This is a genomic window from Rufibacter latericius (assembly GCF_003721515.1).
Classification (GTDB): Bacteria; Bacteroidota; Bacteroidia; order Cytophagales; family Hymenobacteraceae; genus Nibribacter; species Nibribacter latericius.
In genome coordinates this window covers 302,232-326,897 of record NZ_RJJD01000015.1, presented here as the reverse complement: position 1 = coordinate 326,897, position 24,666 = coordinate 302,232, and the positions used below count along the sequence as shown (strand labels likewise).

Here is a 24,666-nt window from a genome sequence, read left to right as displayed (position 1 = left end):
AGGCTGCCTTTCTTCTAAAGTTTACGTATATCTTTTGCAGTTCTTGATCAAAATGACAGGCCATGGTGACCACTTATTTTAAGAACCACGTCTTCACCCTCACCTACGATGACCAGCATCGGTTAGGCATAGCCGTGTCCACGGGCTTTCTCAACAGCGAGGAATTCAGGGAAGCCATCACGGTTTGCATGCGCCTGATGCAGGAGCACAAACCCCTGCGCTGGCTCGCCGATAACCGTAAGATGAAAGCCATTCGGCAAGCCGATCAAGCCTGGTTCTATGAAACCGCTTTCCCGGCGCTCAGAGACAGCACCATCCGGCGGAACGCTACCGTGGTTTCTGAAGATATCTTCAATAAGATGGCCGTGCAACAGCTCATGAAACGGGCCGATGATCTGGGTGATATGGTGCTCATGGAGTTTGAAGACTTTGAAGAAGCCATGGACTGGATACTTCAGCCCTTGGATCAATAAGAATATAGAAATCGCTATATAAAAGAAAAGGAAGCCAGAACCGGCTTCCTTTTCTTTTTTGGCCTGAAATACGGAAAACAGGCCAAAAGCAGTTTATATGGTTCAGGCTCAGTTCTGATGTTTCCGGTGGAAAGCAGTTTATGCCCGGAAGCAGTCTGGGGAGGAGAGAATTTCAAGCCGAATCTCCTGTAAAATTGACCAATTGAAAAGCTGGTGCAACCTTCTTAGGGTTTGAGGGCTCTTCTAAGTAGTATATCTACCAGAACCCATCTATTGCTTTTTTATGAAAACCTATGTCAGTCAATTCACTTTTCTCTTCTTCGTCTCCCTTTTTCTCACCGGCTGCGACCTGGAAGACCCCGAACCTTCTACCAATGCCACGCCCATCTTCCTGAAGAAAATCTCCACCAGCCAAGGCGATAGCCGGGAATTTCAGTACTCGGCCACAGGATGGCTCACCCGCGTAGTAGGCGCTGGGCAACTGGCCCTGAACGAGAACCCTCAGTCTACCAGTGAGGTCGTTTATGACAACGTGGGCCGCATTTCCTACCTGCTCACCGATGGCCCCATTCTGGATACGGAGAACGCCTACTACTACACGGCCAATAACCAACTCTACAAGCTAGATGAACTCATCAATGACAAAGTAGAGAGTTACCACACGTTTGAGTATGATGTGGCTGGTCGGCTTGCCACGCGTTTCAGTTTCTACAAAGACGCAGGCTCTACCGTGCCCCGCGAAACCAACAAGGTCACCTACACCTATGACGCCACCGGCAACGTAAACGAAATGGCCATGTACCGCAAGGCTACGGCAACCTCGGCCTGGGAACTGGTGCAGACCAGCAAGTACGAGAACTATGACACCAAGAAAGGCGTGCAGCACCTCGGAGACTTCCTGTTCACTCCTACAATTGTGCTGTTCCGCAACAACCCCGGTAAAGTCACCACCACGCTGGCCAACGGAGAGCAGCGCGTGACCAACTTCACCTACGAGTACAACGCCCAGAACCTGCCCGTGAAAAAGACCACTTCCCCCGTCAGCGGCCCTCCTTTCCAGACCGAGTATACCTATGTGATGTAAACTTTTCCAAAGCATAGGCTTGTAGCCTGTGTCCAAAAGAACTCCCGCTTTCGGCCTGATTTCACAGAACCAAGCCGAAAGCAGGAGTTCTTTGTTTGATGGCAAGCGGAAGTTCTCTGGGTTAGCGCCAAGACTAGCAAGTGAGTCTTCTATTGTCTAGAGGTAGACGCAGCTTTGAAGGCTGGGAATACCATCGGCAATGTGGGAGCCAAAGAAGGATGGACGCCCTTATCTAAGTATCGTCCTTTTTCTATATCTTAAACAGATGATAAGAAAAGCGAATCCCTTTCGCGTTACCAGGTGCCTGTTGTTCCTGCTCTCTTTGCTTCTGTTCGTTTCAGGATGTGCTAAGAAAGAATTCTTCCGTTTTTCTGCACCGGTGGTCAGGAGCCATGCTCAAGTAGAGCCTGACAACCCGGCTTCTACCCAGATCATGAAACTGCCTTCCAGCCAGGTCCCCCAGGAAACCGATTTTTCAGAAGCCAATCACTCTCCCGTAGTTGCCTCTGCCGAAGAACCGGCACCTGTTTTGGTAAAACCCGTCTACGAACAAACGGGCTCTTCGCCTTCGGGAGAGTTGTCTAAAGAGCAAGGAAGTCAGGTTATCGCGCCTTTGCAAAAGCAGCGGAACGCGGTTGAGCTGTTTCCTGGAAAAGCCGAACCAAAAACCCCAGGGAAAGGAACAGCACGTGCCGGGCTTCTGCTAGGTATCTTGTCGTTCGTACTGGCTGTTGCCGGACTATCAAGTCTCACCCGCGGAGGTGCGGCCTTGCTACTTGTCTCCTTCCTGACCTCGTTGGCAGGAGCCGTATTCAGTGGCAAGGCTTTGTCCTGGAACAGGAAGCACCCCGAAGACCCGGTGAATGCTAAAGGAGCCACCACCGGACTTTGGCTTAGCCTTGCCGCTGCTGGCCTCTTGGCCTTCTTCGCGATCCTTGTTATTGTTCTTTTATGACAGGTCTATTGCCTGAGTGTCGAGGCTTGTTTTAAGTCTGTTTTCCAGATTCCAGGCTAGAAATGTAACTGTATGAAAATTGCAATGAGGCCGGTTATTATATTGAGCAATGTACCGCAATTGAGCATTCAATATTTCGCTGAAGTGCCTAGTGACTTAAGCTTCATACCTCTTAATGGTATTTTCAAGCTCTTGGTCTAACTGATCTATGCCTACAAAGGCTGCCTCGCTTTTCTCCAACTGGGTTAGGTCTTGCTTTAACTCTTTTTGTGCTGCGGTAAAGGTCTCATCCTCTTCCATAATCTTTCTTGTTTCAGGCCTGTTTCCGTGAAAGTAGGTAAAAATTGAAAATACCAATGCCTGATTCTGCTTCCTAGGCTGCAGAGGTAGGTGTTGATAGGAAAGATCTGCAGTTTAATAATGAAAGGGTTGAAAATTTAAACCGTTTGTTGTTCTCGAATTAAAACACTTGAGGCTTTAGTTCGCGTTAGAGAATCTAATTTACCAACAAAAACTGGTGCCCAACTAGGAATTTGTTCCATTGACTTTATCTTCTCCTTGGCAAGCCTGAACAGCTTTAGCCCTTTTGAGGAGGTGCCAAGACCTAAACTTACATCGAATGTATCTTTAAAGCCAAGGTAATTATCATGCACAATTCCATCAGGAAAGTCAGCATCAGTATCAAATAATTTAAGCAAAGCTTTATTCTTTTTAATAGTCGATTTTTCTTCTTTTGTTCCTAAGTGATTATCATCTCCATCAAACATCATGTAACAAGGAATACCAAATTCTGAATAAAGTCTATAAAACCTATCTAGTTCATTTTTACCACCACATCTTACAATCGTGATACCTTTTGCTAAATAATCAAACTTTAGAACTTCAAATAGATGTGGCAAGATCAAAGATTCTGACTCACCTTCAACTAGAATTATTGCTTTAGAGAAGAATGCTTCATTTGCTTTTTGAGTATCACCTGTATGTTCATAGGCATTCATGTATTGAAGCATCATAGATTCATAGTCAGAAACTATTTCATGCCTCAAGAATAGGTCAGTTATAAAGTCATAGCAATTTGCGCAGTTAATAAATGTTCCAGTAGAAGAATCTTTTCTTACAACAAATATTTCATCAAACTTAGCCATGCTTAGAAAGTTTGGAGAATGTGTTGTAAGAAATATTTGAGTCCCTTTGTCTGCTAATTCATTCAACAACTTATAGAAGCTTCTTTGTGCTTGTGGGTGTAAAAACAATTCTGGCTCATCTATAAATATGGGAGTGTTGTTTTTTAGCTTTAAAGAAGAGTAAGCTTTAAGAACGGCTATAGATATTGATGCCTGAACTCCCATGCCTAGTTTTGAAGCTTGGAACTCTAATGTAGAGTCACTGTCTTTTACTAGTAGTTGTAATGTTCTGTAAAAATTCCAAGGATCATACAAATTGAAATCTACTGAAAATTCATGCTCTGGTTTATTAAGTTGCTTAGCGCTTTCTCTTTGAAGCAACTCAATGAAGTTTTTCATTACCTCATTACCCTCGGCATCTTTAACTGAGAAAAGAGTGTTGTCACGGATTTCTCTTAGTTGAGACTTTAAGAGGTCGGACTTAAGAATTTCTTCACCTGTTTGTTCATTGACAACTTTTTCTTTACAAAATGTAGAATTTATCTCTTGCAAGATTCTTCCCATTAATGACCATCTGTTTGATGGTAAGTAGTCTAATATTTGTCTATCTATCCCAAGGTAAGCAGAGCAATATCGCTGTCGAACTATATCGGTTAAGTACTCTCCACTTAGGTTTAATCCTGATTTGGTGTTGCCATTTCTATCTTTCCACTCTTCAGCAAGTTCTAGGAATTTTCCATCGTCAAAGTATAGGCGTATTCGAATTTTATTTTCTAAATCTCCCTGGTAATGGTCATTTGGTAGAGTTGAGTTAAATGAAGGATACACTGGCCCAAGGAGCCAATTTATAGCATCAAAAATGTTGCTTTTGCCTACACTGTTTTCACCAATAAAGACATTGAGCCTGGGATTGATATTGAAGTCTAACGATGCTATACTTTTGTAATTCTTTATTCTAATTCTCTCTATCTTCATTAGCTAAATTAAATATTAGATCTATTATATATATTTACTGATAGGCACTAAAAAAAAGGAGAAGTCACCTTCTCCTTTTTTTTAGTCTTAGCTTCTTAGCTACCGCAAGCCTCGCAAGCGTCTGGGTTATCTAGGGAGCAAGCCATGTCGCTCATGTTCTGCTCAACGGCGGTGTACATGGGCGCCAAGGTTTCGGCGGCTTGTTTCTCTACCGTGAACTTGATGGCATCGGCGGCAGCTTTGGTACGTAGGTAGTACATACCGGTCTTCAAGCCTTTCTTCCAGCTGTGGAAGTGCATAGAGGTCAATTTCCCGAAGTTCACGTTAGACACGTGCAGGTTCAGGCTTTGGCTCTGGCAGATGTACGCGCCACGGTCGGCCGACATGTCAATGATGGTCCGCTGGCTGATTTCCCATACCGTCTTGTACAGGTCTTTGATGTTCTGCGGGATGTTGGTGATGCCCTGCACCGAGCCGTTGGCCGCAATGATGGCATTCTTCATCTGGTCGTTCCACAGGCCTAGGGCAATCAGGTCGTTCAGCAAGTGCTTGTTCACCACCATGAACTCCCCGCTCAACACGCGGCGAACGTAGATGTTAGAGGTGTAAGGCTCAAAGCCCTCGTTGTTCCCCAGGATCTGCGAGGTAGAAGCAGTTGGCATAGGCGCTACCAGCAAAGAGTTACGAACTCCGTGCTCTACTACTTCCTGACGAAGCGCTTCCCAGTCCCAACGGCCGCTTTCCGGGGTTACGCCCCACATATCGAACTGGAAGATACCGCGGCTAATAGGTGAGCCTTCAAACGTTTCGTATGGTCCGTCTTTCTTGGCCAGATCCTTAGAAGCCGTCATGGCCGCAAAGTAAATGGTCTCAAAAATTTCCTTGTTCAGACGGGCAGCGTCTTCACTTTCAAATGGCATGCGCAGTTGCAGGAACGCATCTGCCAAGCCCTGTACACCCAACCCGATAGGGCGGTGACGCATGTTGGATTTTTTGGCTTCCGGAACCGGGTAGTAGTTGATGTCAATAACCTTGTTCAGGTTCTTGGTAACGGTGTAAGTAACCTCGTAAAGTTTCTGGTGGTCAAAAGTCTTAACGCCTTTCTCTTCTTTGATGTAGCGTGGCAGAGCCAGAGACGCCAGGTTACACACCGCAATCTCATCAGCATCGGTGTACTCAATGATCTCGGTGCACAGGTTAGAGCTCTTGATGGTGCCCAGGTTCTGCTGGTTAGACTTACCGTTGGCGTGGTCCTTGAACAGCATGTACGGCGTACCAGTCTCAGTCTGTGCTTCTAAGATCGCGAACCATAGTTCCTGCGCTTTCACGGTCTTGCGGGCGCGGCCTTCTTTCTCGTATTTCTCATACAGACGCTCGAAGTCCTTGCCCCACGTGTCAGACAAGCCTGGGCACTCGTTGGGGCACATCAGGCTCCAGTCACCGTTGGCTTCTACGCGCTTCATGAACAAGTCTGGCGTCCAAAGGGCCAGGAACAAGTCGCGGGTACGCATCTCTTCCTTTCCGTGGTTCTTTCTCAAGTCCAGGAAGTCGAAGATATCGGCGTGCCATGGCTCCAGGTAAATCGCGAAGGCGCCTTTCCGTTTTCCGCCGCCCTGGTCCACGTAACGGGCCGTGTCGTTGAACACTTTCAACATCGGCACTAAGCCATTAGACGTGCCGTTGGTGCCTTTGATGTAAGAACCCGTAGCTCTGATGTTGTGCGCTGCCAGACCAATACCACCCGCACTTTGCGAGATCAAGGCGCAGTTTTTCAAAGTGTCATAGATACCCGGAATGCTGTCTTCTTTCATGGTGAGCAGGAAGCACGAAGACAACTGCGGCTTAGGCGTACCAGCGTTGAAAAGAGTTGGCGTAGCGTGCGTGAACCACTTCTCAGACATGAGGTTGTAGGTCTCAATAGCTGAGTCAATGTCTTCTTTGTGAATACCCACCGCCACGCGCATCAACATATGCTGCGGACGCTCCACTACTTTGCCGTGCAGGCGCAGCAGATACGAACGCTCCAGGGTTTTGTACCCGAAGTAATCATAGTTGTAGTCACGGTCATAGATAATGCTGGAGTCCAGCACAGCCGCGTGTTTCTTAATGATTTCAAAGACATCCTTCGCAATCAATGAAGCGTTTTCACCTGTTTTTGGATCTTCATAGGTGTACAGCTGCTTCATGGTGTTGAAGAACGACTTCTGCGTCACCTTGTGCAAGCTGGAGATAGCAATACGCGCCGCCAGAATGGCGTAGTCGGGGTGCTTTGTCGTTAAGGAAGCCGCGGTCTCAGCAGCCAGGTTATCCAGGATCACGGTGGTCACGCCATCGTAAATACCGTCAATCACCTTCTTGGCCACCTCAATAGGGCTTACAAACGACATGTTCAGGCCATAGCACAGTTTCTCTATGCGGGCCGTGATTTTATCAAACTTGACCGATTCCCTGCGGCCATCTCTTTTTACAACTAACATACGCTTACACTAATAAGTGACGGATGACGTACCATCCAGATATTTCTCTCCCATGCGCTTTTGCGCCGGAGCATATTATAGGCTTGATTTTACTTGAGGGCTCGCCTCCAACCGATTGCTGGATGTTTTAAGCCCGATTTTAGAGAAACAACCCCAAAGCGCTTTAGGGCTGTCCAAGGGGTAATAGATTAAAAGTCCTCGTCCAGAGAGAACACGTTGGAATCACGGTCGCTCATCACGCCTGATTTCTGGTACTCCGCCACACGTTTCTCAAAGAAGTTGGTTTTGCCTTGCAGGGAGATTAACTCCATGAAGTCAAATGGATTGGTTGAATTGTAGATTTTGCCGCAGCCTAGTGATACCAGCAGGCGGTCGGCCACAAACTCGATGTATTGGTTCATCAGTTTTGCATTCATCCCTATGAGGTCTACGGGCAGCGCATCGGTCACAAATTCCTGCTCAATGCTCACCGCGTCACGGATGATCATTTGTACGCGCTCCTCGGGTAACTTGTTCTCTAACATAGAGTACAGCAGGCAGGCAAAGTCGCAGTGCAGTCCCTCGTCACGGGAGATTAATTCATTGGAAAAGGTCAAACCTGGCATCAGGCCGCGCTTTTTCATCCAGAAGATAGAGCAGAAGGAGCCAGAGAAGAAAATGCCTTCCACGGCGGCAAACGCGATCAGGCGCTCGGTGAAGTTCTCAGAGTTGATCCATTTCAAAGCCCACTCGCCTTTTTTCTTCACGCAATCAACCGTCTCCAGGGCATTGAATAACCGGTCTTTCTCCTGCGGATCTTTGATATAAGTATCTATTAACAGGGAATAGGTCTCAGAGTGGATGTTCTCCATCATGATCTGGAAGCCGTAGAAGCAACGCGCCTCGGGCAACTGCACTTCCTGCATGAAGTTGATGGCTAGGTTCTCATTCACAATCCCGTCTGAGGCCGCGAAGAACGCCAGTACGTGCGAGATGAAGTGACGCTCGCCATCGTTCAGTTTCTCCCAGTCCTTTAAGTCAGGGGACAGGTCAATCTCTTCAGCCGTCCAAAAGCTAGCCTCTGCTTTCTTATACATCTGCCAAACGGCATCGTTTTGGATGGGGAACAGGACAAAGCGGTTCGGGTTTTCTTGCAATAAAGGCTCCATAGACTAAACGGTTTCTTGCTCTAACTTTATTTAGGATGGTAACACTAAACGAGCGTTACTTCTTAGGCCTTGGCAGGTTCTGAACTAATGGATTTAGAAGCAGTTGCTTTGGCTTGAGATTTCAAATATAGGGACAAATACGTGGTTTGCCCGATTAGAGAAGGCTAATTTACCAACTTCTTATACAGCGGTTATCCACAAACATTTGCACGGTTAAGTTGTTGAAGATCAACAATCTATAATTTTATAAAAATTAGAAACCTTAAATATAGTCTTTATTCTATTGCTTTAAAGATGGTATCTTTCAGGAAAGCAGATGGCTTCAGGCGGCCTGAGCAACCAAGCGTGAACTTGCGTGTGAAGGGCTATGAGGCGGGTCTGTTTTGGTTCTTCAACCTTCAGAAAACAGCTTAGATACGGCCCTAAGACCAGATGAAAGGATGTGCGTTTAAGGGCTGTTTTCCTGGTTTCGGGCCTAAAACGAACTAAGTAGAAGGGGTGATACTGGCCGGGAAAAAGCTAGCAAAGGGGCTTTGTCACTTCAAATAGATTCCATGAGGCAGGAGTTTTAGAATGCGGCTGCTGCAAATCTAATCCTTGCTTAAGAAAGGGAAATGCTTTCCTTTAGATGCTGGGAGCAATGTGGAAACAAATCGCTTATTTCTCTTGACTTTACCTGAGCCGTTGTCTACTTTCATCTACCTTTCTGCCGCCAGGTAATCTCCATTTTTCGGGCTGTAAGCGCCTGGTTTTAGCCGCCTTTTCCAGGTGGTTATCTCTGCTTGCTTCTTTATCCACTTGTAAGTGGTTGATAATCAGTATAGGTTTGGTTTATCTACCAAAGTTATCCACATGTTGGGGGATAACTCGCAACCTTCTAAAAATCAGTTTCATACCCGCTTGTTAAGGCATAAATTAGCAGGTGTGCGTTTGGATATTAGCTTGACTGGCCGTACCTTTGCGGTTCAATTTTTAAAAATATCGTAAGCTGATGTACGCAATTGTAGAAATCGCTGGTATCCAGACGAAAGTAGAGAGCGGTAAGTTCTTCTACACTAACAAGCTTTCCGGCAATGAAGGTGACGCCGTAGAGTTCGCCAATGTTCTTTTAACTGATGACAACGGTACTTTATCTGTAGGTGCTCCGTTCCTTGACAACATCAAGGTGACTGGTACCATCCAGGGACATGCCAAAGCTGACAAAGTGATCGTCTTCAAGAAGAAAAGAAGAAAAGGCTACAAGAAGAAAAACGGTCACCGCCAACAGTACACCAAAGTGTTGATCAACACCATTGGTTAATTTTTGAGGTAAAGGAAAATTATTGTAGAACCTATTCTGGGGATTTCTCCCCAGATTAAAATAGACTAGAAATGGCTCACAAAAAAGGTGTCGGTAGTTCTAACAACGGCCGCGAATCACATTCCAAGCGCTTAGGCGTGAAAATTTTCGGTGGTCAAACCATCAACGCTGGTAACATCATCGTGCGTCAGCGCGGTACAGCTCACCACCCAGGTGCAAACGTAGGTATCGGTAAAGACCATACTTTGTTCGCCCTTACTGATGGCATCGTGTCTTTCAAAAAAGGCGTGAAGAACCGTTCATACGTATCAGTTCTTCCAGTTGATGCTCCAGTTGCCGCTACTACTTCTGAAGAAGTAACTGCCTAAGCATATCCTCGGCTTCCGCCGATAAAAATTTCCGAAAGGCTGCCCCTCAAAGGCAGCCTTTCTTGTTTTCAGGCTGTTTCGTAGAATTTAGGCTGAAATCTGGCGTATAGAATTGAATAGGAACCAATGTGTTTTTGAGGCTCGCGCCTCACTGAAGTTGCAAACTTCAGATCATAGTAGGTCCAAGTCGCAGACTTGAACCATGGAATATCGCACCAGTTGAAATAACCCTATTCCAGCCTTTCGGTTGAGCGCCTAGGCAGGTTCCTGTGCCGACAGGCATTGCGACCCCAGGGAGCAAAGGAAGCTGGCACAGCGCGATGCCGGAAGGCGGGGCCTCGCGGCCGTGAGCGCTCGGAGCTCAGCTATGCAACAACACTGCTCATGCACCCACGGTAACGGCGGCCTATCGCCAGAACAAGCGGACAAAACATGCCGAAGTAGAACTTTCAAAAGCAGAAAGCAAAGAAATATCGTTAATGCGGCGCTTCCACAAAAGAAACCTTCCCTTCATTCCCTAAACCCATCAGCTCCAACGCATACAACACCGGCTTGCTCGGACTCGCATCCAGCACTAAACCAGTCACCTGCTGCTGCAACAAATACCAGCCATCTACTACCGCATCCGGCACATAAATAAGCTCTGTGATAGTAGCGTGAGTGCGCGTGTTTTCAGGATACTGCCAAAAAGCATGGTGTGCCAGCAAAGCCCCGCCGTCTTCCTCCCGGTCAACAGAGGGTAAGTCTAACAAGAGATGTTCTATGCCATGGCGCGCCAGGTACTCAGCCAAAGCCGGTTCAAGGTAAGGTGGATTGCTGCCGGAGTACTGGGCGGTGCGTTTACTTTCCAGGTTTGGCAGCGTGCGCAACACCAACGCTTCTGGTAAATTCCCCTCTTCCAATTGGGCTATCACATCATCCGCAGAAACTATCAAATCACCATTCTCCTGGGATCTTGGTGTGGCGGAGACCAGTTGCGCGACAAACAGAAATCGGGTGAGGCATTGGTCCAGAGTAGCAGCCGGGTCTGGCGAGATGTGGCCGTAGCACTCGGTGTGGGTGCCGTTGCCGTGTGGGGTGAGGTGAACCCGCTGGTAATTGGTAGAACCACCCTGCGCGACGCTGCCCACGAAATCGCCCACAGTGATGGTTTCTACCTGCACCGGTTCAGCCCAAAAGCAATTCACATTCTCCAGACCCGACCTTAGCGGAAGTGAGATGTCCAGCGGTTGCAGCGGATTGTACTGGTAGGTGCGGTCCCGGAAGGTAATGGTAGCGGAAGAAAGCATGAGCAGCGTTTTAGACCTGTTTCTCCAAAGTACGCGGAAAACCAGAAGAAATCTACTTCAGGGGAAAGGTGGCCAAAAGGTGGGTGGTCTCCTGGCGTTGGTACCAGTCATGGTAGACCAGTTCCAGCGTGTTTATAGGGGAAGTTCCGAAATTCCGGTGCCGGCATTCCCGAAGCTTCTGCAGAAACAAGCCAGGCTGTGACAAGGGTTTCCTGAACCGAACGATAGTGCTATGGGCCGTTTGAATGGTGTACCGCTGGTCAATGGATTCCTGTAAATCCGAGGACCGGAAAGCCTGCCGTACCCTATCCCGCAGCTCTTCTAATTCATTAGACCGGGGAAATCCTTGCACTAACACGCACGAGGGAGAAGCAGTCAGGCCAGAGTAGTGGATGTTGAACCGGGAGATGGGTTCCAGTGCTTTCTTCAGCAGGTCTATGTAAGGTGGCAACTGGACACTCTCCAAGGTGAAATCTGGGTAGCAGGAAATAAGGGAAAGCACCGTCAGGTGGATGTCTGACGCCGGATAATAGTATTGTTCTGGTTCTACTAGTGAAAGATGCTGCAATAGATACTGCATCTCCTTCTTTACCGCTGGGCTGGGGCGGGCCAACAAGGTGAGCCCTCGCCGGGTATCATTGGGTGAATCAATGAGTGGGTCTAAGGCAAAATCGCCGGCGGCAAATCTTGCCTCTGCACTCTTCCATAACTGGGTGTAGTGGTCTTGTAAGTTCATGAGCTGGGGGCCTCACTCCTTTGTTTTAACCTTGTTTGGCTAAAATAAGGCTAAAACCGCAAAAGGAAAGGGTTTTTTCCTTTTGCGGTTCATTTAGGGTAGTTACCCCATGCTTTCAGTAATTACAGCAACGGCAAGGGGGTAAGTGCCGGCGAGTTGCGCACAAGACACACGTACTGGAAAACCTGCGTTACCCGCGGGTTCTCTCCCGCAAACGCAATACTTTGGTTGGGGAACAAAACCTTGATGCTGGCCAGCCGGGAAGAGGTTTGGTAGGGCGAATCAGGGGCATCGGTTTTGAATAGGGTGAGGGAGTTCTCGCGGCTGGTGGCTCGCAGGTCTTTGATGCCGTTCACAAACACCATGGGCCCATCGTTGTTAGCCAGCGTGCTGTTCACGTAGCGTTCGCCTTTGCTCAGAAACCCAGGCAGAGAAGCGGCAGGCATCATGTTCTCGCTATCGATGGTGTACACGCCAATGGAAACTGTCTTGCCTCTGAAAGGCGAGTTTTCTTTTTGCAGGTAAAAGGCAAACGGCACGCCTCGCTCCAACTCTACCGGCAACGTATGAAACAAACCCCACATGCCGTACAGCTTAGCCTCCTCCAGATGCCGCGCTTTCACCACAGTATTCAGATTAAGGTGCATGACGCTGTCCCTACGCGATTGATCTTTATAGTAGGCGATGTTCTGCAAGGTGTGCTGCAAATCAAACCGGATGTCTTCAGGGATAGCCTTTGTAAAACCTTCATTGGAAAGCGTTGGGAGTAATTGGGCAGCCATAGACGAAAGCGTTTCCTCTTTCAGGGTATCAGTAGAAACGATCTCTTGCAAGACAGAGAAAGCAGCGTCTTGCAGAACCTTCTCGGGGAGTTTGCCCACGATTTCCTTGAGGAATAAATGGGTAGCCTCTAAATCCTGCAGGCGGTCAACGCCCAGGACGTTGATTTGCTGATCTGCTGGTAACGTTTGGTTCAGGGCTCTGATCTTTTTGATTTTGTCATAGAAATTCTGGTTTCCCCATTGGGCATTGTGTTTGACCCAGAACTGGAAAACGGTCTGTAGGTGACGTTCATCGCCAGAGCGTAGGTATTGGTTCAGGAAATAGGCTTGGCTGTAATCCACCTCGGCCAGGTAATGGCGCAGGCCCACGCGCTGATTCAGGTGTTGGAGTAAGGCGAAGTCCAGGGCTTGCGGTGCAGCGGTACCGTGTGCTTCGCCTAAAAAGAAAATCTGCTTTTGGTAGAAGGCGCTGTCAAAGATGGGGAAAGTAGGGCTGCTCTCTTGCAGGTTCACTTCTTGTTTGTGTTTCAGCAGATACGCTTGGTGCGGACTGCTCTCGCCGCCTACCGCCAGCAAGGCATAAATGCCATACACAACGAAAACTAAAACCAGCAACACCACCGGGGTGAGTAACACAAACAGGGCAATTCTTTTCAGGATTTTTTTCATGACGAAGGAAGTGTGGATCGTTTCGTCAAAAGTAGAAGCCTGAAAAATACGCCGCTGAATGTTGGGGCAGAATGCCGCCTCTTTGGGGCTGCAGGCAGATTTTGGGGCGAATGGTTGGGCCGTTGGGGCGATCAGGCGGCCACAAACGTCTCCCGCACCAACCCGGAATACGACCGGGCCACGGGCACCACCAAGTCCAGGCCTTCAAAGTGGAGCTTGTACCCCTGCGCATTGCCCGATACTGTCTGCACCCGTTCCAGATTAACCAGATATGACCGGTGGCACCGGGAAATGCCAGGACTGGTGATTTGGTTTTCCAGACGGCTCAGGCTGCTGCGGAGCAAGGTTTTGGTGGGTTTTCCTTCTTTCACCCAGAAAACGGTGCAGTAATTGTCGCTGGCCTCAATGAACAGCAATTCCCGGGCCGGGAGCCGCAACGTGTCTTTCTCGTTTTCGGCCACCAATACCAGCTCGTCTGGAACGCTGCTTGCAACCGGGGCAGGTGTGTCTTCCTTGTCGGCGGGCGTCAAAGGTCTGTATTTCCGGAGCAGGTACACGTAATTGATCAAGACCAGCAGCACCGCCGGTACCAGCCCCATTAGAAAAGCCACCATGGACATGTAGAGAATCTGGTTCAGGGTAAACGGCATTACTCCGGTCAAAGAGCCATACACGGTGCACAGAAATCCACCCGTCACAAAGTGAATCAAGTTCCAGGCAATCTCTTTGCCCACGTTCCAGGAGGGTTCCCTGAAAAGCCAGGGCAACATCCGCCGGAAGGCGTAGAAATTAAGGAAAACCGAGATCGCCGCGACCACTCCATAACCTGCCAAAATAGGGTTCTTGGACGGATGGTGCCAGTTATATGACCCAAACGGCTGGAAAACGATAAGCGAGAAAGCGATGATACTCCCAAACAGCAGCGAATGGAAAACAGATTTGGGTAGCGTAAGCTCGCTGAGCGGATAAGGCTGCCGAAAGAAGGAAAGCATAGTGGTTTGCGGACGAAGAACTTGTTCTGGAGAAGATGCCGGTACTAAATGTAAGCAAATTTTCCTTTTCCCCGTGGAACAGCCTGAGTAGCTTCTACTTCACGTCAATGTCATACTTAGCCAACAAGCCCAGCGCCCCTTGCACCGAGAACTTCGCCTTTTTGATGCGGTTAAGCTCGGGGTCCAGCGTGTAGTTGTAGGCTGTTCTAAAATCTGCTTTCTCCAGGTTGCTGCGCTGGAAAACGGTTCGGGCCAGATCGCAGTCCAGGAAGGCAGCCTGGGTTAAATCAGAGTCAGTGAAGTTGGCTTCCTTGATGCTGCAGCCCTCGAAAACGGTCTTTTTGAGGTTCTTTTTCCCAAAGTAGGTGTAATCCAGGGAGCAGCGGTTGAACCGCACCGCAAACAGGAAATCATGGCAGTGGCTGAAATCCACGCCCACCAGTTTGCAGTTGGTGAAGGTGACATCGTGCAGCTTGGAATGGCCCAACTGGACATTGCTCAGGTTGCAGTCTTCAAAGCGGCAATCGGTGAAACTGTTGTTGGAGAGGTTGGTACCGGAAAAATCGCAGTTGGTAAACGTGCATTCCTCAAACTCCCGCCCAGATACGCCTTTGCCGGTGTAGTTGAGCTGGTCAAACGTCTTGTTCTGGTGCAGCGTTTCTTGCATAAAATAAAAGGATTGACTGCTAAGACTTACCAGTTCAGCTTCTCTTGCATGAACTTGATGAGCTGGTTGGCAATGGCCTGCTGCTCCTCCACCCGCGGGTGGCCGGGCGTGTCTTTGTAAGGCGCAAACAAAGTGTAAATTTTCCCGTCCTGCAAACCGGACACGGCTTTCTCCACGTAGCCCGGCCACGGCGAGCCAGCCCGCGTGATGTCCATGTTACCTAGCATAGCGATGATGTGCGCGTTGGGGTATTTGCTTCTGATGTTCTTCACGAAGTTCTGGTACGCCGAGATCAGGAATTCCTCCGTGGGTTTGGTGCTCCCGAAGCGCCGCTTGAACTGGGCATTCTCCGGCAGGTTCACAATCCAGGAATCGTTCTGGAAGAGGTTGATCACCACCACATCGGGTTGATTCTGTGAGAAGTCCCATTTGCTGCCCGTGTCAGACGGGTTCAGGCGATCATAGATATCGGGCATGATGTTAGGCTCCCAGCTCACCGTAATGCCGATGCCGCTTTTGCAGATGCAGGTGTGCTCCGCGTCAAAGAAGCGCGCAGTGAGGGCGGCGTAGCTCACGTAATGGTTTGTGTTCATGCCCTCCGGATTGTCTTTGCCCGAGAAGTCTTCCACAGCGTAGCCAGCCGTGATGGAGTTGCCGTAGAACTCAATCCTGCGGGTTTTCGGCGCAGCCGGCGGCAGCGTTTTACCCCCGTTTTCCAGAAGGAAGCCGTAAAACGTGGTCGTGCCTTTATCCCACTCAGTGCGTTTGAAAAGCTCCACCGTATGCTTGCCGGGTTTCAGCCCAGATGCCAAGACGTATTCTTTAACGGCCGTGTCTGGGCGTATCACCGAGATGCTGTCGCCGTCAATGATCACGTTGAAGTAGCTTTTTCCGCTGCTGTCTTTCAGGCGCGCTTTCACCGAAGTACCCTCAAAATTCAGCTTCGCCGACGTGCCCGACCAGTACAGTTCCGTTGCCTCCGGCGATGGTTTCCCTACCCGCCCCACGTACGCCACTTGCGTATCCTGGGGTGAAACGGAGATGCTTTTCTGGGTGGCGCAACCAGTCACCCAAAGCAGTACAACCAGAAAAGCCGGCAAGCGGAAGAAGGCGTTAGAACGCATACAAGAGAGCAATTGAGGGGTAGAAACAGATGCCGGTAAAGATGCTGAGAACTAGTTGCGTTTCAAAGCACGCTTTAAAGAAATCCTGTTTCCTACCCTTCTGCTTTCATGCAAACCAAAACCATGGGTTTGTGTTATCGTCATCCATGCCGCTAAGCCTTACCTGAAGGAAACAGCAGTAGGCTGTTGCTTCAGAAGCGGCGCAAACACGGGATGGTTGACCAGGTTAGCGGTAGTTACAATAGAGGTGCCTGCCACCAAAGCCTCAACTCTTGTGTTTTGCAGGGTAGGCTGATTCTCCATCTTTCCAGCGGATGTCACTTCCGGGGAAGAAAAGTCTGTTATATGGGTGAAATACAGAACCCCGGCCACGAACAAGAAGAGCAAGATGGCAAAAATAGCACCGAAGAAGGGAAACTGCCCTCTATGCCTACCAGGCACAGGCGCAAAGCGATTGGGGTTAGTTAATAGTTCCATGGTTAGAAAAGTTAGTTTCCTGTAAACTCATTTCTGGCCTGTTTTTCACAAAAAAGCCCTGAAACAAACGTTTCTCTCACAATGAAATCCTTACTCCCTTTTTACGATCTGCTACCTCTGCGTGTTGTCTGTTCCAGCTTTCTACTCCACGCCTTTCCACCACTGCGTCTGCGGCCGTTCTGACTGCAAACTCCAGGGTTGCCCGATGAGCGGAGTGGCCAGTTGGATGTTATGCTGCTGCACGGCTTTTGACAAGCGTTCAATGGGTTCCTTCCAGTGATGCAGGGCCAGCGAGAAAGCGCCCCAGTGGGTAGCCATCAACACCTTGCCTTTCAAATCAAGGTGCGCCTGGGCGGTTTGTTCCGGCATCATGTGGATGTATTTCCAGGCTTCGTTGTACTGGCCGCACTCCAGCAAGGTCAAGTCAAACGGACCGTATTTTTCGCCAATCTGCTTGAAGTGCGTGTCATACCCCGAGTCTCCGCCGAAGTAAATGGACTGGTCGCCGCTTTTGAGCACCCAGGAACACCACAACGTCTTGTCGCGGTCGTTCAGGCCCCGGCCCGAGAAGTGGCGGGCAGGTGTGGAAGCCAGGAACAGGCCTTCAAAATCGGTGGTTTCCCACCAGTCCAGTTCGGTGATCTTGGTGCTGTCTACGCCCCAGCGCTGCAAATGCGCCGCCACTCCCAGCGGAACGATGAAGTGCCGGGTCTTGCCTTTCAGTTTCAGGATGGTGCCGCGGTCTAGGTGGTCATAATGGTCATGCGACAACAGCACAACGTCCAGCGGCGGCAGGTCTTCTATGGCAAGGGGCAGTTTCTCATTAAACCGCTTACTCCCGATGAAGGACACCGGCGAGGCGCGTTGGCCCAGCATGGGGTCTGCGAAGATGCGCTTGCCGTTCACCTCCAGCAGTACCGCCGAGTGTCCAAACCACGTGATCCTTACCCCGGCGCCCGGCGTGCCTGCAAAATCTTCTTTCTTTAAAGGAGCCATAGGCAGTTCCTCAGAAGGAGTGGCGCCCTGGGTGCCGCCAATGAACTTAGCGAAGATCTTCACCTTGTCCAGGAACGGCGACTCATCCATCATAGGCGTGTGAGATGTGTTCTGGAACTTGCCATCACGGTAGTTTTTGGACTTATGAATGCGCTCCAGGCTTTGGCCTTGGGCCGATGCCCCAAACTGCGGCGCAAAGGCCAGAAAGAGCGTGCCTCCAAGAGCAACCGTGGCTAGGAGCGAGAGCAGGATGTACATAAATTTTTTCATTGTCTGGTAAGCAACTAACGCAGATACCTTTAAAGGCCCAAAAGGTTTTCAGTGAACGGTTTCGTCCGGGAAAGTATCGGCCAGAAAAAATCCTCTGTTTTAAGGGTCTTTCCGCGAAAGTAGCCTTAAAACAGAGGATGTAAGAAGGAAAGCCCAAATAATTAAACAGCAGATCGGCTGTCAATTGGTGCTACTGGTTTATAAACGCAGGAGTCTTAAATTTGAACGGCATCGCTTTAGGAGCCTTTCTCATCTGGGCAGTGGCATCGTCGTCATCTGGATCTGTGGAAATAGGAACGATATCGCCGGAGTAATGCGCTTTCAGACCCTGGTTGTTTTCCAATTGTACATCGCATTCAATGGTGTAATTAGAGGGAGTCCCGGAGATGGTGACAGTTCCGCCGGTAATGCTGAAAGTCTCGGTATCCTCATCGAACTCTTGGTCATCGTTCGCATCCTTGTAAAAGAAAGATTCTATGAAGAAGTTTTTGCCTTGGTATTTGGCCTCGGCGGCTTCTTCACTTGTTTCATTGCTCAAATCAGCGAACTCAAAAGTGCCGGTCTTGAAGGCCGTGGCACCGGATGAAAACAGGTAAAGTTCCAAGTACATGTTAGGGTCCTGGGTTGCGGTGGCGGTGTCAGCTATGATGAAAGCCTGGGCGTAGTGGGTGTTACTGTTTTCTACAAAACCAATGGGGCCAAGATCAAACGAAAGACCAACCGTAAGGGCGTACCGGTTGTTTTCATACTCTATCTGATTGTCAAGAGGAGCTACTTCCTCTTCGTCATCATTGCCGCAGGAAGCAACCAGGAAACTGCACAGGAGCAGTGTCATTAATCTGAAAGAAAGGCTGAATTTTTTCATGAGGAAGGAAGGTTAATAGAAATCAAGGAAGGTTCATTAAATATAGGATTAAAGTCCCATACTATAACCTCCTTGGAAGTTTACTCCCTTCTGCAGCGAAGGTTTTCCTTTAGCAGGTAACAACCTTTCCGTTTTCAAGCCGATTTATGAAATACGGCTTAAAAACAGAACTTTACCGATCAGTTAATTTTTAAAACCAACCTTGCTTTCCACCGCCTGGAGCAGCTTCTACGCTTCTTCCTTAAGTAAAAAAAGATCCAGGGCAATTTCATCGGCGAGCAGTTTACCGGCCTCGGTGAGCACCAGTACGTGCTGGTCTTTCCGCAGCAATCCCTGTGTTTCAATTTTCTGCAGGTACGGTGCGTGCAGGGCTACCAGGTCAATGCCCCATTTCTCTTGAATATACGCCGTGTCACAGCCCCAACTGGTGCGCAGGGTGGTCATGACGTACTCGTTCACGCGGTCTTCTATCGAGAGTTCTTCTACGGTGCAAGGCAGTTGCCCGGCTTCCAGGGCCTGTACGTATTTAGGGTTGTGGGCGATGTTGAACTGGCGGCTCACCCCGTTAAAGGAATGGGCACTGGGCCCTAAGCCCAGGTACGGCACCTGTTTCCAGTAACTGCTGTTGTGCTTGCTTTCAAAACCCGGCTGGCAGAAGTTGGAGATCTCGTAGTGCAGGAAGCCATGGGCCTTGGCCTGAGTCATGAGTACCTCAAACTGGCGGGCCACGCGTTCTTCATCGGCGGGCGAGAAGGTACCTTTGCGCACCCGGTTCCCGAAGACGGTGTTGGGCTCAATGGTGAGCGCGTAGCAGGAAAGGTGCTGCACGTTCAAGGCGAAAGCCTTGGTCAGGTCTTCCTCCCACAAGGTGGCATCCTCGGCCGGGATGCCGTAGATTAGATCCAGAGAGATGTTGTCAAAGCCCAGTTCCTGCGCCATTCTGATGCAGTCAACAGCCTCGACGGCGGTATGGGGACGGTTCATCAACTGCAGATGCGGATCATGGAACGACTGCACGCCAATGCTCAACCGGTTGATGCGGGTCTGGCGCAGGGCCTGTAGTTTCTCAGGGGTGAGGTCGTCTGGGTTGGCTTCCAAGGTAATCTCGGCGGCTGGGTTTACCGTATGTTTTGCGTAAATGGCCTCTAAAAGGCCGTTCAGTTCGGTTACCGATAAAATGGAAGGCGTACCTCCGCCGAAGTAAATGGTGTTGATAACCTCGCCGTTCAGGTAAGACTTCTGCAGTTCTAGTTCGTGGTGCATGGCTTGTAGCACCTGCTCCTTGAGGCCCATAGACGTACTGAAATGGAAATCGCAGTAGTGGCAGGCTTGTTTGCAGAAAGGGATATGAAGATAAATTCCGGCCAAAATATAAAAGGGCTGTGGAAAGCGTTAGAGGTAAATGAAATAGGCGGTGGCGTTAATTGAAGCGCGTGCCGTACCTTTAGAAACAATGAAGAGGAGGTCTAGTTCCCGTCCGTGCCAAAACAATGTCCTGCAAAGATACGCAATTCTGGGGCTGTTCCTGGGTTTGCTGTTCTGGGCCAACCCGGGGCAGGCGCAGGACCGGAAACTAGTGGTCAACGTGTTGTCACCTGACCCCGAGGCCATCAAGATCTGGCAACGCCTACAGCCTAAATTCGCCGCCCGTGATTCTTTAGGTTTGCAACAAGACTTGCGCAATTGGCTGGCCCGTGTGCAGGAAGAAGGTTACCTCACCGCCTCCATTGACAGCCTGCGCCAGCGGCAGGATTCTCTGTGGCTGCACGTGTACGTGGGCCGGCCGTTTCATTGGGCGTCGCTTAAAAACGGAAACGTGGGCGAAGGGCTGCTGGAGAAAGTGGGCTTCCGGGAGAAACTCTACAGCGGGCAGCCTTTCCGGCCCGCCGAGTTCGCCCAACTGCAACAGGCCCTGCTGCGTGAGACCGAGAACAGCGGCTTCCCCTATGCTTCCGTGCACATTGACTCCCTGCGCCTGTACAATGATTCTATCAGCGGGGTGCTGCGGGTAGCGCGCGGTCCTTTAATGGTCATTGACTCGGTTCAGATCATCGGCAGCAGCCGCATGCAGTTACGAACCCTATATCGCTATACCCAACTAGCTCCGGGGCAGCCGTATTCCCTCCAGCGCATAGAAGAAGCCCTTCGTGCCCTCCGGCAGTTGCCGTTTGTGCGCATCACAGGAGAACCTCAGGTTCTGTTTGCCAAAAACCAGGCCCGCGTGTACTTCTTCCTTGATGAGAAAAAAGCAAACCAATTTGACGGCATCATCGGATTTCTGCCTGATCCCAATTCTTCGGACGCCAAACTGTTGATCACCGGCGAGGTGAACCTTCAGGTGCGCAACCTGCGGGGCAGCGGGAAGCAGATTGGCCTGCATTGGCGCAAAGTGGAACGCAACTCCCAGATTCTGGATGTGGAGTACCGTCACCCCCACTTCTTTAACTCCCCGTTTGAGGTGGCCGGGTTGTTTCATCTTTACAAGCAGGATACGTCTTTCCTAAACCTGCGCCCGCGTCTGGAAATCGCCTACCCTTTGTCTACCACCAGCCGCGTCACCTTCTTTGCCGAGGTGGTCAGGTCACAACTGCTTTCACCGGAGGCCCTTCGGCAGCGCCGCTCAGATTCCTCGGCCATTGATGCCAACTTCACGTCGTATGGGGTCGCGTATGCCTGGGGTAACTTAGATGATCTATATTTTCCTAGAAGGGGAACCCAGGCTTATTTCCAGGGAGCCGTGGGCAACAAACGGGTGCAGCGCAATGCGCGGGTAGAAGCCAGTTACTATGACACCCTGCAGATGAAAACCAGTCAGCTTTCCCTGGCCGGACGGGTAGAACGGTACTGGCCTGTCTCAAAAAATGCAGTAGTGCTTACCCGCCTTCGTGCTGAAGCCTTGGTGAACCAGCGCCTGTACTTAAATGAATTGTTCCGGCTAGGCGGCCTGGCTTCGCTGCGGGGCTTCGATGATTATGCCTTTTATGCCTCATCGTATGCCATCAGTACGCTGGAGTATCGGTTGTATACCGGGCAAGATTCGTACGTTTTCCTCCTGTATGACCAGGGATATCTGCGCCGCGACCTTCAACGTGAAAAAAATATTCAGTGGGCCAGCGGGGTGGGCGGGGGTATCAGCTTTTCAACGGGAGCCGGTGTGTTTCAGCTAGTTTACTCGGTGGGGAGAACGTCTCAGGAAGGTTTTAGCCTCTCCAGAGGTAAGATTCATTTCGGGATTACGGGCCGTTTTTAGAAAAACTTTCACAAAGTGTTTGGAGCGAATAGAAAAAGCCCCTACATTTGTATTACAAACAGTGCGGGATGGAGCAGTTGGTAGCTCGTTGGGCTCATAACCCAAAGGTCACAGGTTCGAGTCCTGTTCCCGCTACCCAATAGTAAGATAAACCCTTGTAAGCTAAAAACTTACAAGGGTTTTTTCGTTTTACAGGTGACCAAATAGGTGACATTTCGATTATGTGCTTGGTGGTTCTGGATAAAGATACAAAGTTTGCATCAAGAATTTGAAACCTTCTGCCTGCCAAGGCGACCTACCTAAGTTTTACAACAAGGCAAATTCCTTAACTAAATTTTAAACCCGCAAATGAGTAGAAACGACAACAAGAGAAAATTACTTTTTGATAGGTTTTCTAGTCACCTTAATTTTCTCAAATCAAATGGTTTTCTTCCAGATTTAGAATTACAGTTTCCTAAGACATACATCTGCCCTATTTGCTTGGAGCATTTTCCAGAACAAGCACTTGAAGAGAAATCTAGAAATAGGCTTACTTTGGAAGATGCCCCTCCCAAATCTTTGGGTGGTAGCCAAATAGCTTTGACTTGCAAAAGTTGCAACAATACTTGTGGGCATGAAGTTGATTTCCATTTATCCGATAGGTTGCGAGAACTAGATGCTAGTGAGTTTCTGCCATATACAACTCAAAAGGTGACTATGGAAAATGAAGGAAAAACGGTAACTGGTTATGTCAAGGTAGAGAGTAATGGTGAAATCAAGATAACTCATGATAAAAGGTATAACAACCCACAGGTCTTAGAAGATTATATTGCCTCCTTGAAGGATGAGAGTTTTGGCGGCATTGTTAATTTAATCCGCAAAAAATCTAGAGTTGAAAAAAGGGTATTTGGTATTGCCTTGTTGAAAACAGCCTATATTCTAACATTTGCAAAATTTGGTTATACCTTTATTCTTGACAGTGTTTACAATAAGGTGCGGGAACAGCTTTTAAACCCAAGCTTAAATGTGTATCCAGAAGAGTTCTGGACTGAACAATCAACCTTTCTGGAACAGCATGAAGGTGTTCATTTCTCTATCAAAAAAGGGCTTGAAAGTGTTTATCCCATCTTCCCCTTAAAGACCAATTCTAAGATTAGAAGATTTGGCGTTGCACTTCCCTTCCCCACCAAGCCATTTGAAGATATTGTTGATAACATAATGATGATTGGGGAAGGTGACTCAATGTCATTTGACCCAATGGACGGTGCAGATTATTTATTCAATTTAGAAGCAATCAACAAGGCCATAGCTTGGATTGAAAAATTAAAGAATAACTAAGTCTTAGTTTATCCTTCGTTTGCATGCTTTCACTCTTTTAATTGAACGTTTGTAAAAGTGAAAGGCATATCTTATCTTTACTATATAGTCAAAGTGTATAGGAAAAGATGAAAACATACGTGGCATATTATAGGGTAAGTACCCAAAAGCAAGGCCTAAGCGGATTAGGCTTAGATGCCCAGAAGATGGCGGTAAAGGCCTTTCTGAAATGTGATACCTGTGTAGTTTTAGAGTACACAGAGATTGAATCTGGTAAAAGGGATGCTAGGCCACAGCTTATGTTGGCTATTTCTCATGCCAAGACTACAGGCTCTGTTTTAGTGATTGCCAAACTTGACAGACTAAGCAGAAACGCTTCCTTCATCTTCGCCCTGAAAGATTCCGGAGTAGAATTCGTCTGCGCAGACATGCCCGACGCCAACACCTTGACAATAGGTATTTTTGCCGTGCTTGCCCAACATGAAAGGGAATTAATTAGTAGCCGCACAAAGGCTGCGCTGAACGCCAAGAAAGCCCAAGGCCATATATTGGGAACACCTGCAAATCTTACAGAAGAGGCAAGGCTGCAAGGTCTAAAAGTACGCCAATCCAACGCCGCCAACAGCAAGGAAAACAAACAAGCCGTACACCTAATCCTAAGCGCAAGGGCAGAGGGCAAATCCTTCCCCCAGATCGTTAGCAAGCTGAATGAACTAGGCTACCTTACAAGCAGGGGCAAGAAGTTTGGCCTAAGTTCAGTACACAAGCTTTACACTAGGACTTCCAGAATTGAAGCCGAGACGAAGCAGCTAATCCAATCCGTTAAATAATTTAAATTTAAAATATGGAAAGACGTTCTACACCGCCGCCCATGAAGAGGTTCAAGGAAATGATTGCAGAGGGGCAATCCCCGGAAATGCAGGGTGCAATCTACTGGTGTGACAGCCGGATTAGGTTTTACCCAGAAGAGCAGTGGCTACAATGGTGCCGCAACCGGTTCAGTAAAGAGTTCCTTCTGGACGTGGAAGGCCTTTACTTAGAGGGCTACTACAGAGGGCATGAGGAACTGTACACCTATGCGGAGTTCGTGGAAGAGGTGGTGGACATGTGCAGGGCATATTATTTCATGAACGGGGGTGAAATGACACAGGCAGAGAAGCGTCTTAGTGAAAAGATGAATTCTGAATCCCTGTTCATGCAGGCAACCCCAAAGAAGAATCCGGACACGTCGCCCGACAAGATCCAGCTTGAATTGGAAGACGGGGTAGCCTACATTTCCAAGAAAAGCGGTTGGGTGCTTTCGCAGTTCTAGGGCACCTGTCAATTACCATGTTTTACCCCTGTTTTAA

23 protein-coding genes and 1 tRNA gene are annotated in these 24,666 nt (G+C 48.9%); 10 read left to right on the top strand and 14 right to left on the bottom strand.

Features of this window, described 5'->3' with window-relative positions:
- Positions 1 to 62 precede the first annotated feature (62 nt).
- From EFB08_RS18810 to EFB08_RS18800, 3 genes are all read left to right on the top strand, one after another.
- Positions 63 to 473 (top strand): STAS/SEC14 domain-containing protein, encoded by a 411-nt coding sequence (locus EFB08_RS18810; RefSeq protein WP_123128506.1) that lies wholly within the window; start codon positions 63 to 65, stop codon positions 471 to 473.
- A gap of 283 nt (positions 474 to 756) precedes the next feature.
- Positions 757 to 1,557, top strand: coding sequence for a hypothetical protein (locus EFB08_RS18805; protein ID WP_123128505.1), 801 nt, complete (start codon positions 757 to 759; stop codon positions 1,555 to 1,557).
- Between the two features lie 265 nt (positions 1,558 to 1,822).
- Entirely contained in the window at positions 1,823 to 2,512 is a 690-nt protein-coding gene (locus tag EFB08_RS18800; protein WP_125077803.1) for a hypothetical protein, read from the top strand.
- Positions 2,513 to 2,668: 156 nt separating this feature from the next.
- Here the strand turns inward: EFB08_RS18800 and EFB08_RS23600 are convergent, their stop codons facing one another.
- The 4 genes from EFB08_RS23600 to EFB08_RS18785 all read right to left on the bottom strand — a co-directional run bounded on the left by EFB08_RS23600 (position 2,669) and on the right by EFB08_RS18785 (position 8,236).
- The gene (locus tag EFB08_RS23600) at positions 2,669 to 2,812 is read right to left on the bottom strand and encodes a hypothetical protein (protein ID WP_165864964.1); all 144 of its coding nucleotides are present in this window, start codon (positions 2,810 to 2,812) and stop codon (positions 2,669 to 2,671) included.
- Positions 2,813 to 2,949: 137 nt separating this feature from the next.
- Positions 2,950 to 4,611 (bottom strand): ATP-dependent nuclease, encoded by a 1,662-nt coding sequence (locus EFB08_RS18795; protein ID WP_123128503.1) that lies wholly within the window; start codon positions 4,609 to 4,611, stop codon positions 2,950 to 2,952.
- A 95-nt stretch (positions 4,612 to 4,706) separates the two neighbouring features.
- On the bottom strand, positions 4,707 to 7,088 hold the full coding sequence (locus tag EFB08_RS18790; protein ID WP_123128502.1) for a ribonucleoside-diphosphate reductase subunit alpha: 2,382 nt from the start codon (positions 7,086 to 7,088) through the stop codon (positions 4,707 to 4,709).
- Between the two features lie 188 nt (positions 7,089 to 7,276).
- Positions 7,277 to 8,236, bottom strand: a complete 960-nt coding sequence (locus EFB08_RS18785) for a ribonucleoside-diphosphate reductase small subunit (protein ID WP_123128501.1) — start codon at positions 8,234 to 8,236, stop codon at positions 7,277 to 7,279.
- 991 nt (positions 8,237 to 9,227) lie between these two features.
- On the opposite strand from EFB08_RS18785, the gene rplU reads away from it, so the two are divergent.
- Positions 9,228 to 9,536, top strand: coding sequence for a 50S ribosomal protein L21 (gene rplU / locus EFB08_RS18780; RefSeq protein ID WP_123128500.1), 309 nt, complete (start codon positions 9,228 to 9,230; stop codon positions 9,534 to 9,536).
- A 71-nt stretch (positions 9,537 to 9,607) separates the two neighbouring features.
- The gene (rpmA, locus tag EFB08_RS18775) at positions 9,608 to 9,904 is read left to right on the top strand and encodes a 50S ribosomal protein L27 (RefSeq protein WP_123128499.1); all 297 of its coding nucleotides are present in this window, start codon (positions 9,608 to 9,610) and stop codon (positions 9,902 to 9,904) included.
- A 476-nt stretch (positions 9,905 to 10,380) separates the two neighbouring features.
- Here the strand turns inward: rpmA and EFB08_RS18770 are convergent, their stop codons facing one another.
- The 10 genes from EFB08_RS18770 to hemW form a co-directional block, all read right to left on the bottom strand.
- On the bottom strand, positions 10,381 to 11,193 hold the full coding sequence (locus EFB08_RS18770) for a cyclase family protein (protein ID WP_123128498.1): 813 nt from the start codon (positions 11,191 to 11,193) through the stop codon (positions 10,381 to 10,383).
- A 52-nt stretch (positions 11,194 to 11,245) separates the two neighbouring features.
- The gene (locus EFB08_RS18765) at positions 11,246 to 11,929 is read right to left on the bottom strand and encodes a 2'-5' RNA ligase family protein (protein ID WP_123128497.1); all 684 of its coding nucleotides are present in this window, start codon (positions 11,927 to 11,929) and stop codon (positions 11,246 to 11,248) included.
- 122 nt (positions 11,930 to 12,051) lie between these two features.
- The gene (locus EFB08_RS18760) at positions 12,052 to 13,380 is read right to left on the bottom strand and encodes a TraB/GumN family protein (RefSeq protein WP_123128496.1); all 1,329 of its coding nucleotides are present in this window, start codon (positions 13,378 to 13,380) and stop codon (positions 12,052 to 12,054) included.
- A gap of 131 nt (positions 13,381 to 13,511) precedes the next feature.
- Entirely contained in the window at positions 13,512 to 14,372 is an 861-nt protein-coding gene (locus EFB08_RS18755; RefSeq protein ID WP_123128495.1) for a LytR/AlgR family response regulator transcription factor, read from the bottom strand.
- A 94-nt stretch (positions 14,373 to 14,466) separates the two neighbouring features.
- The gene (locus EFB08_RS18750) at positions 14,467 to 15,039 is read right to left on the bottom strand and encodes a pentapeptide repeat-containing protein (protein WP_123128494.1); all 573 of its coding nucleotides are present in this window, start codon (positions 15,037 to 15,039) and stop codon (positions 14,467 to 14,469) included.
- A gap of 26 nt (positions 15,040 to 15,065) precedes the next feature.
- Complete coding sequence (locus EFB08_RS18745) at positions 15,066 to 16,163, bottom strand: SGNH/GDSL hydrolase family protein (RefSeq protein WP_123128493.1); 1,098 nt, start codon at positions 16,161 to 16,163, stop codon at positions 15,066 to 15,068.
- Positions 16,164 to 16,322: 159 nt separating this feature from the next.
- Positions 16,323 to 16,640, bottom strand: coding sequence for a hypothetical protein (locus EFB08_RS18740; protein WP_123128492.1), 318 nt, complete (start codon positions 16,638 to 16,640; stop codon positions 16,323 to 16,325).
- 141 nt (positions 16,641 to 16,781) lie between these two features.
- Positions 16,782 to 17,906, bottom strand: coding sequence for an MBL fold metallo-hydrolase (locus tag EFB08_RS18735; RefSeq protein WP_227006409.1), 1,125 nt, complete (start codon positions 17,904 to 17,906; stop codon positions 16,782 to 16,784).
- A 190-nt stretch (positions 17,907 to 18,096) separates the two neighbouring features.
- Positions 18,097 to 18,771 (bottom strand): hypothetical protein, encoded by a 675-nt coding sequence (locus tag EFB08_RS18730; RefSeq protein ID WP_125077802.1) that lies wholly within the window; start codon positions 18,769 to 18,771, stop codon positions 18,097 to 18,099.
- A 228-nt stretch (positions 18,772 to 18,999) separates the two neighbouring features.
- The gene (hemW, locus tag EFB08_RS18725; RefSeq protein ID WP_123128489.1) at positions 19,000 to 20,139 is read right to left on the bottom strand and encodes a radical SAM family heme chaperone HemW; all 1,140 of its coding nucleotides are present in this window, start codon (positions 20,137 to 20,139) and stop codon (positions 19,000 to 19,002) included.
- Positions 20,140 to 20,224: 85 nt separating this feature from the next.
- Here hemW and EFB08_RS18720 point away from each other — a divergent pair, with 85 nt between their 5' ends.
- The 5 genes from EFB08_RS18720 (at position 20,225) to EFB08_RS18700 (ending at position 24,629) form a co-directional block, all read left to right on the top strand.
- Positions 20,225 to 22,021 carry a BamA/OMP85 family outer membrane protein gene (locus EFB08_RS18720; protein WP_125077801.1) on the top strand — a complete coding sequence of 599 codons (1,797 nt, stop codon included), beginning with the start codon at positions 20,225 to 20,227 and terminating at the stop codon, positions 22,019 to 22,021.
- A gap of 62 nt (positions 22,022 to 22,083) precedes the next feature.
- Positions 22,084 to 22,160, top strand: a tRNA-Met gene (locus EFB08_RS18715).
- 209 nt (positions 22,161 to 22,369) lie between these two features.
- Entirely contained in the window at positions 22,370 to 23,338 is a 969-nt protein-coding gene (locus EFB08_RS18710) for a hypothetical protein (protein ID WP_123128487.1), read from the top strand.
- 107 nt (positions 23,339 to 23,445) lie between these two features.
- Positions 23,446 to 24,147 carry a recombinase family protein gene (locus EFB08_RS18705; RefSeq protein ID WP_123128486.1) on the top strand — a complete coding sequence of 234 codons (702 nt, stop codon included), beginning with the start codon at positions 23,446 to 23,448 and terminating at the stop codon, positions 24,145 to 24,147.
- Between the two features lie 14 nt (positions 24,148 to 24,161).
- Entirely contained in the window at positions 24,162 to 24,629 is a 468-nt protein-coding gene (locus EFB08_RS18700) for a hypothetical protein (protein ID WP_125077800.1), read from the top strand.
- The last annotated feature ends 37 nt before the right edge of the window (positions 24,630 to 24,666 follow it).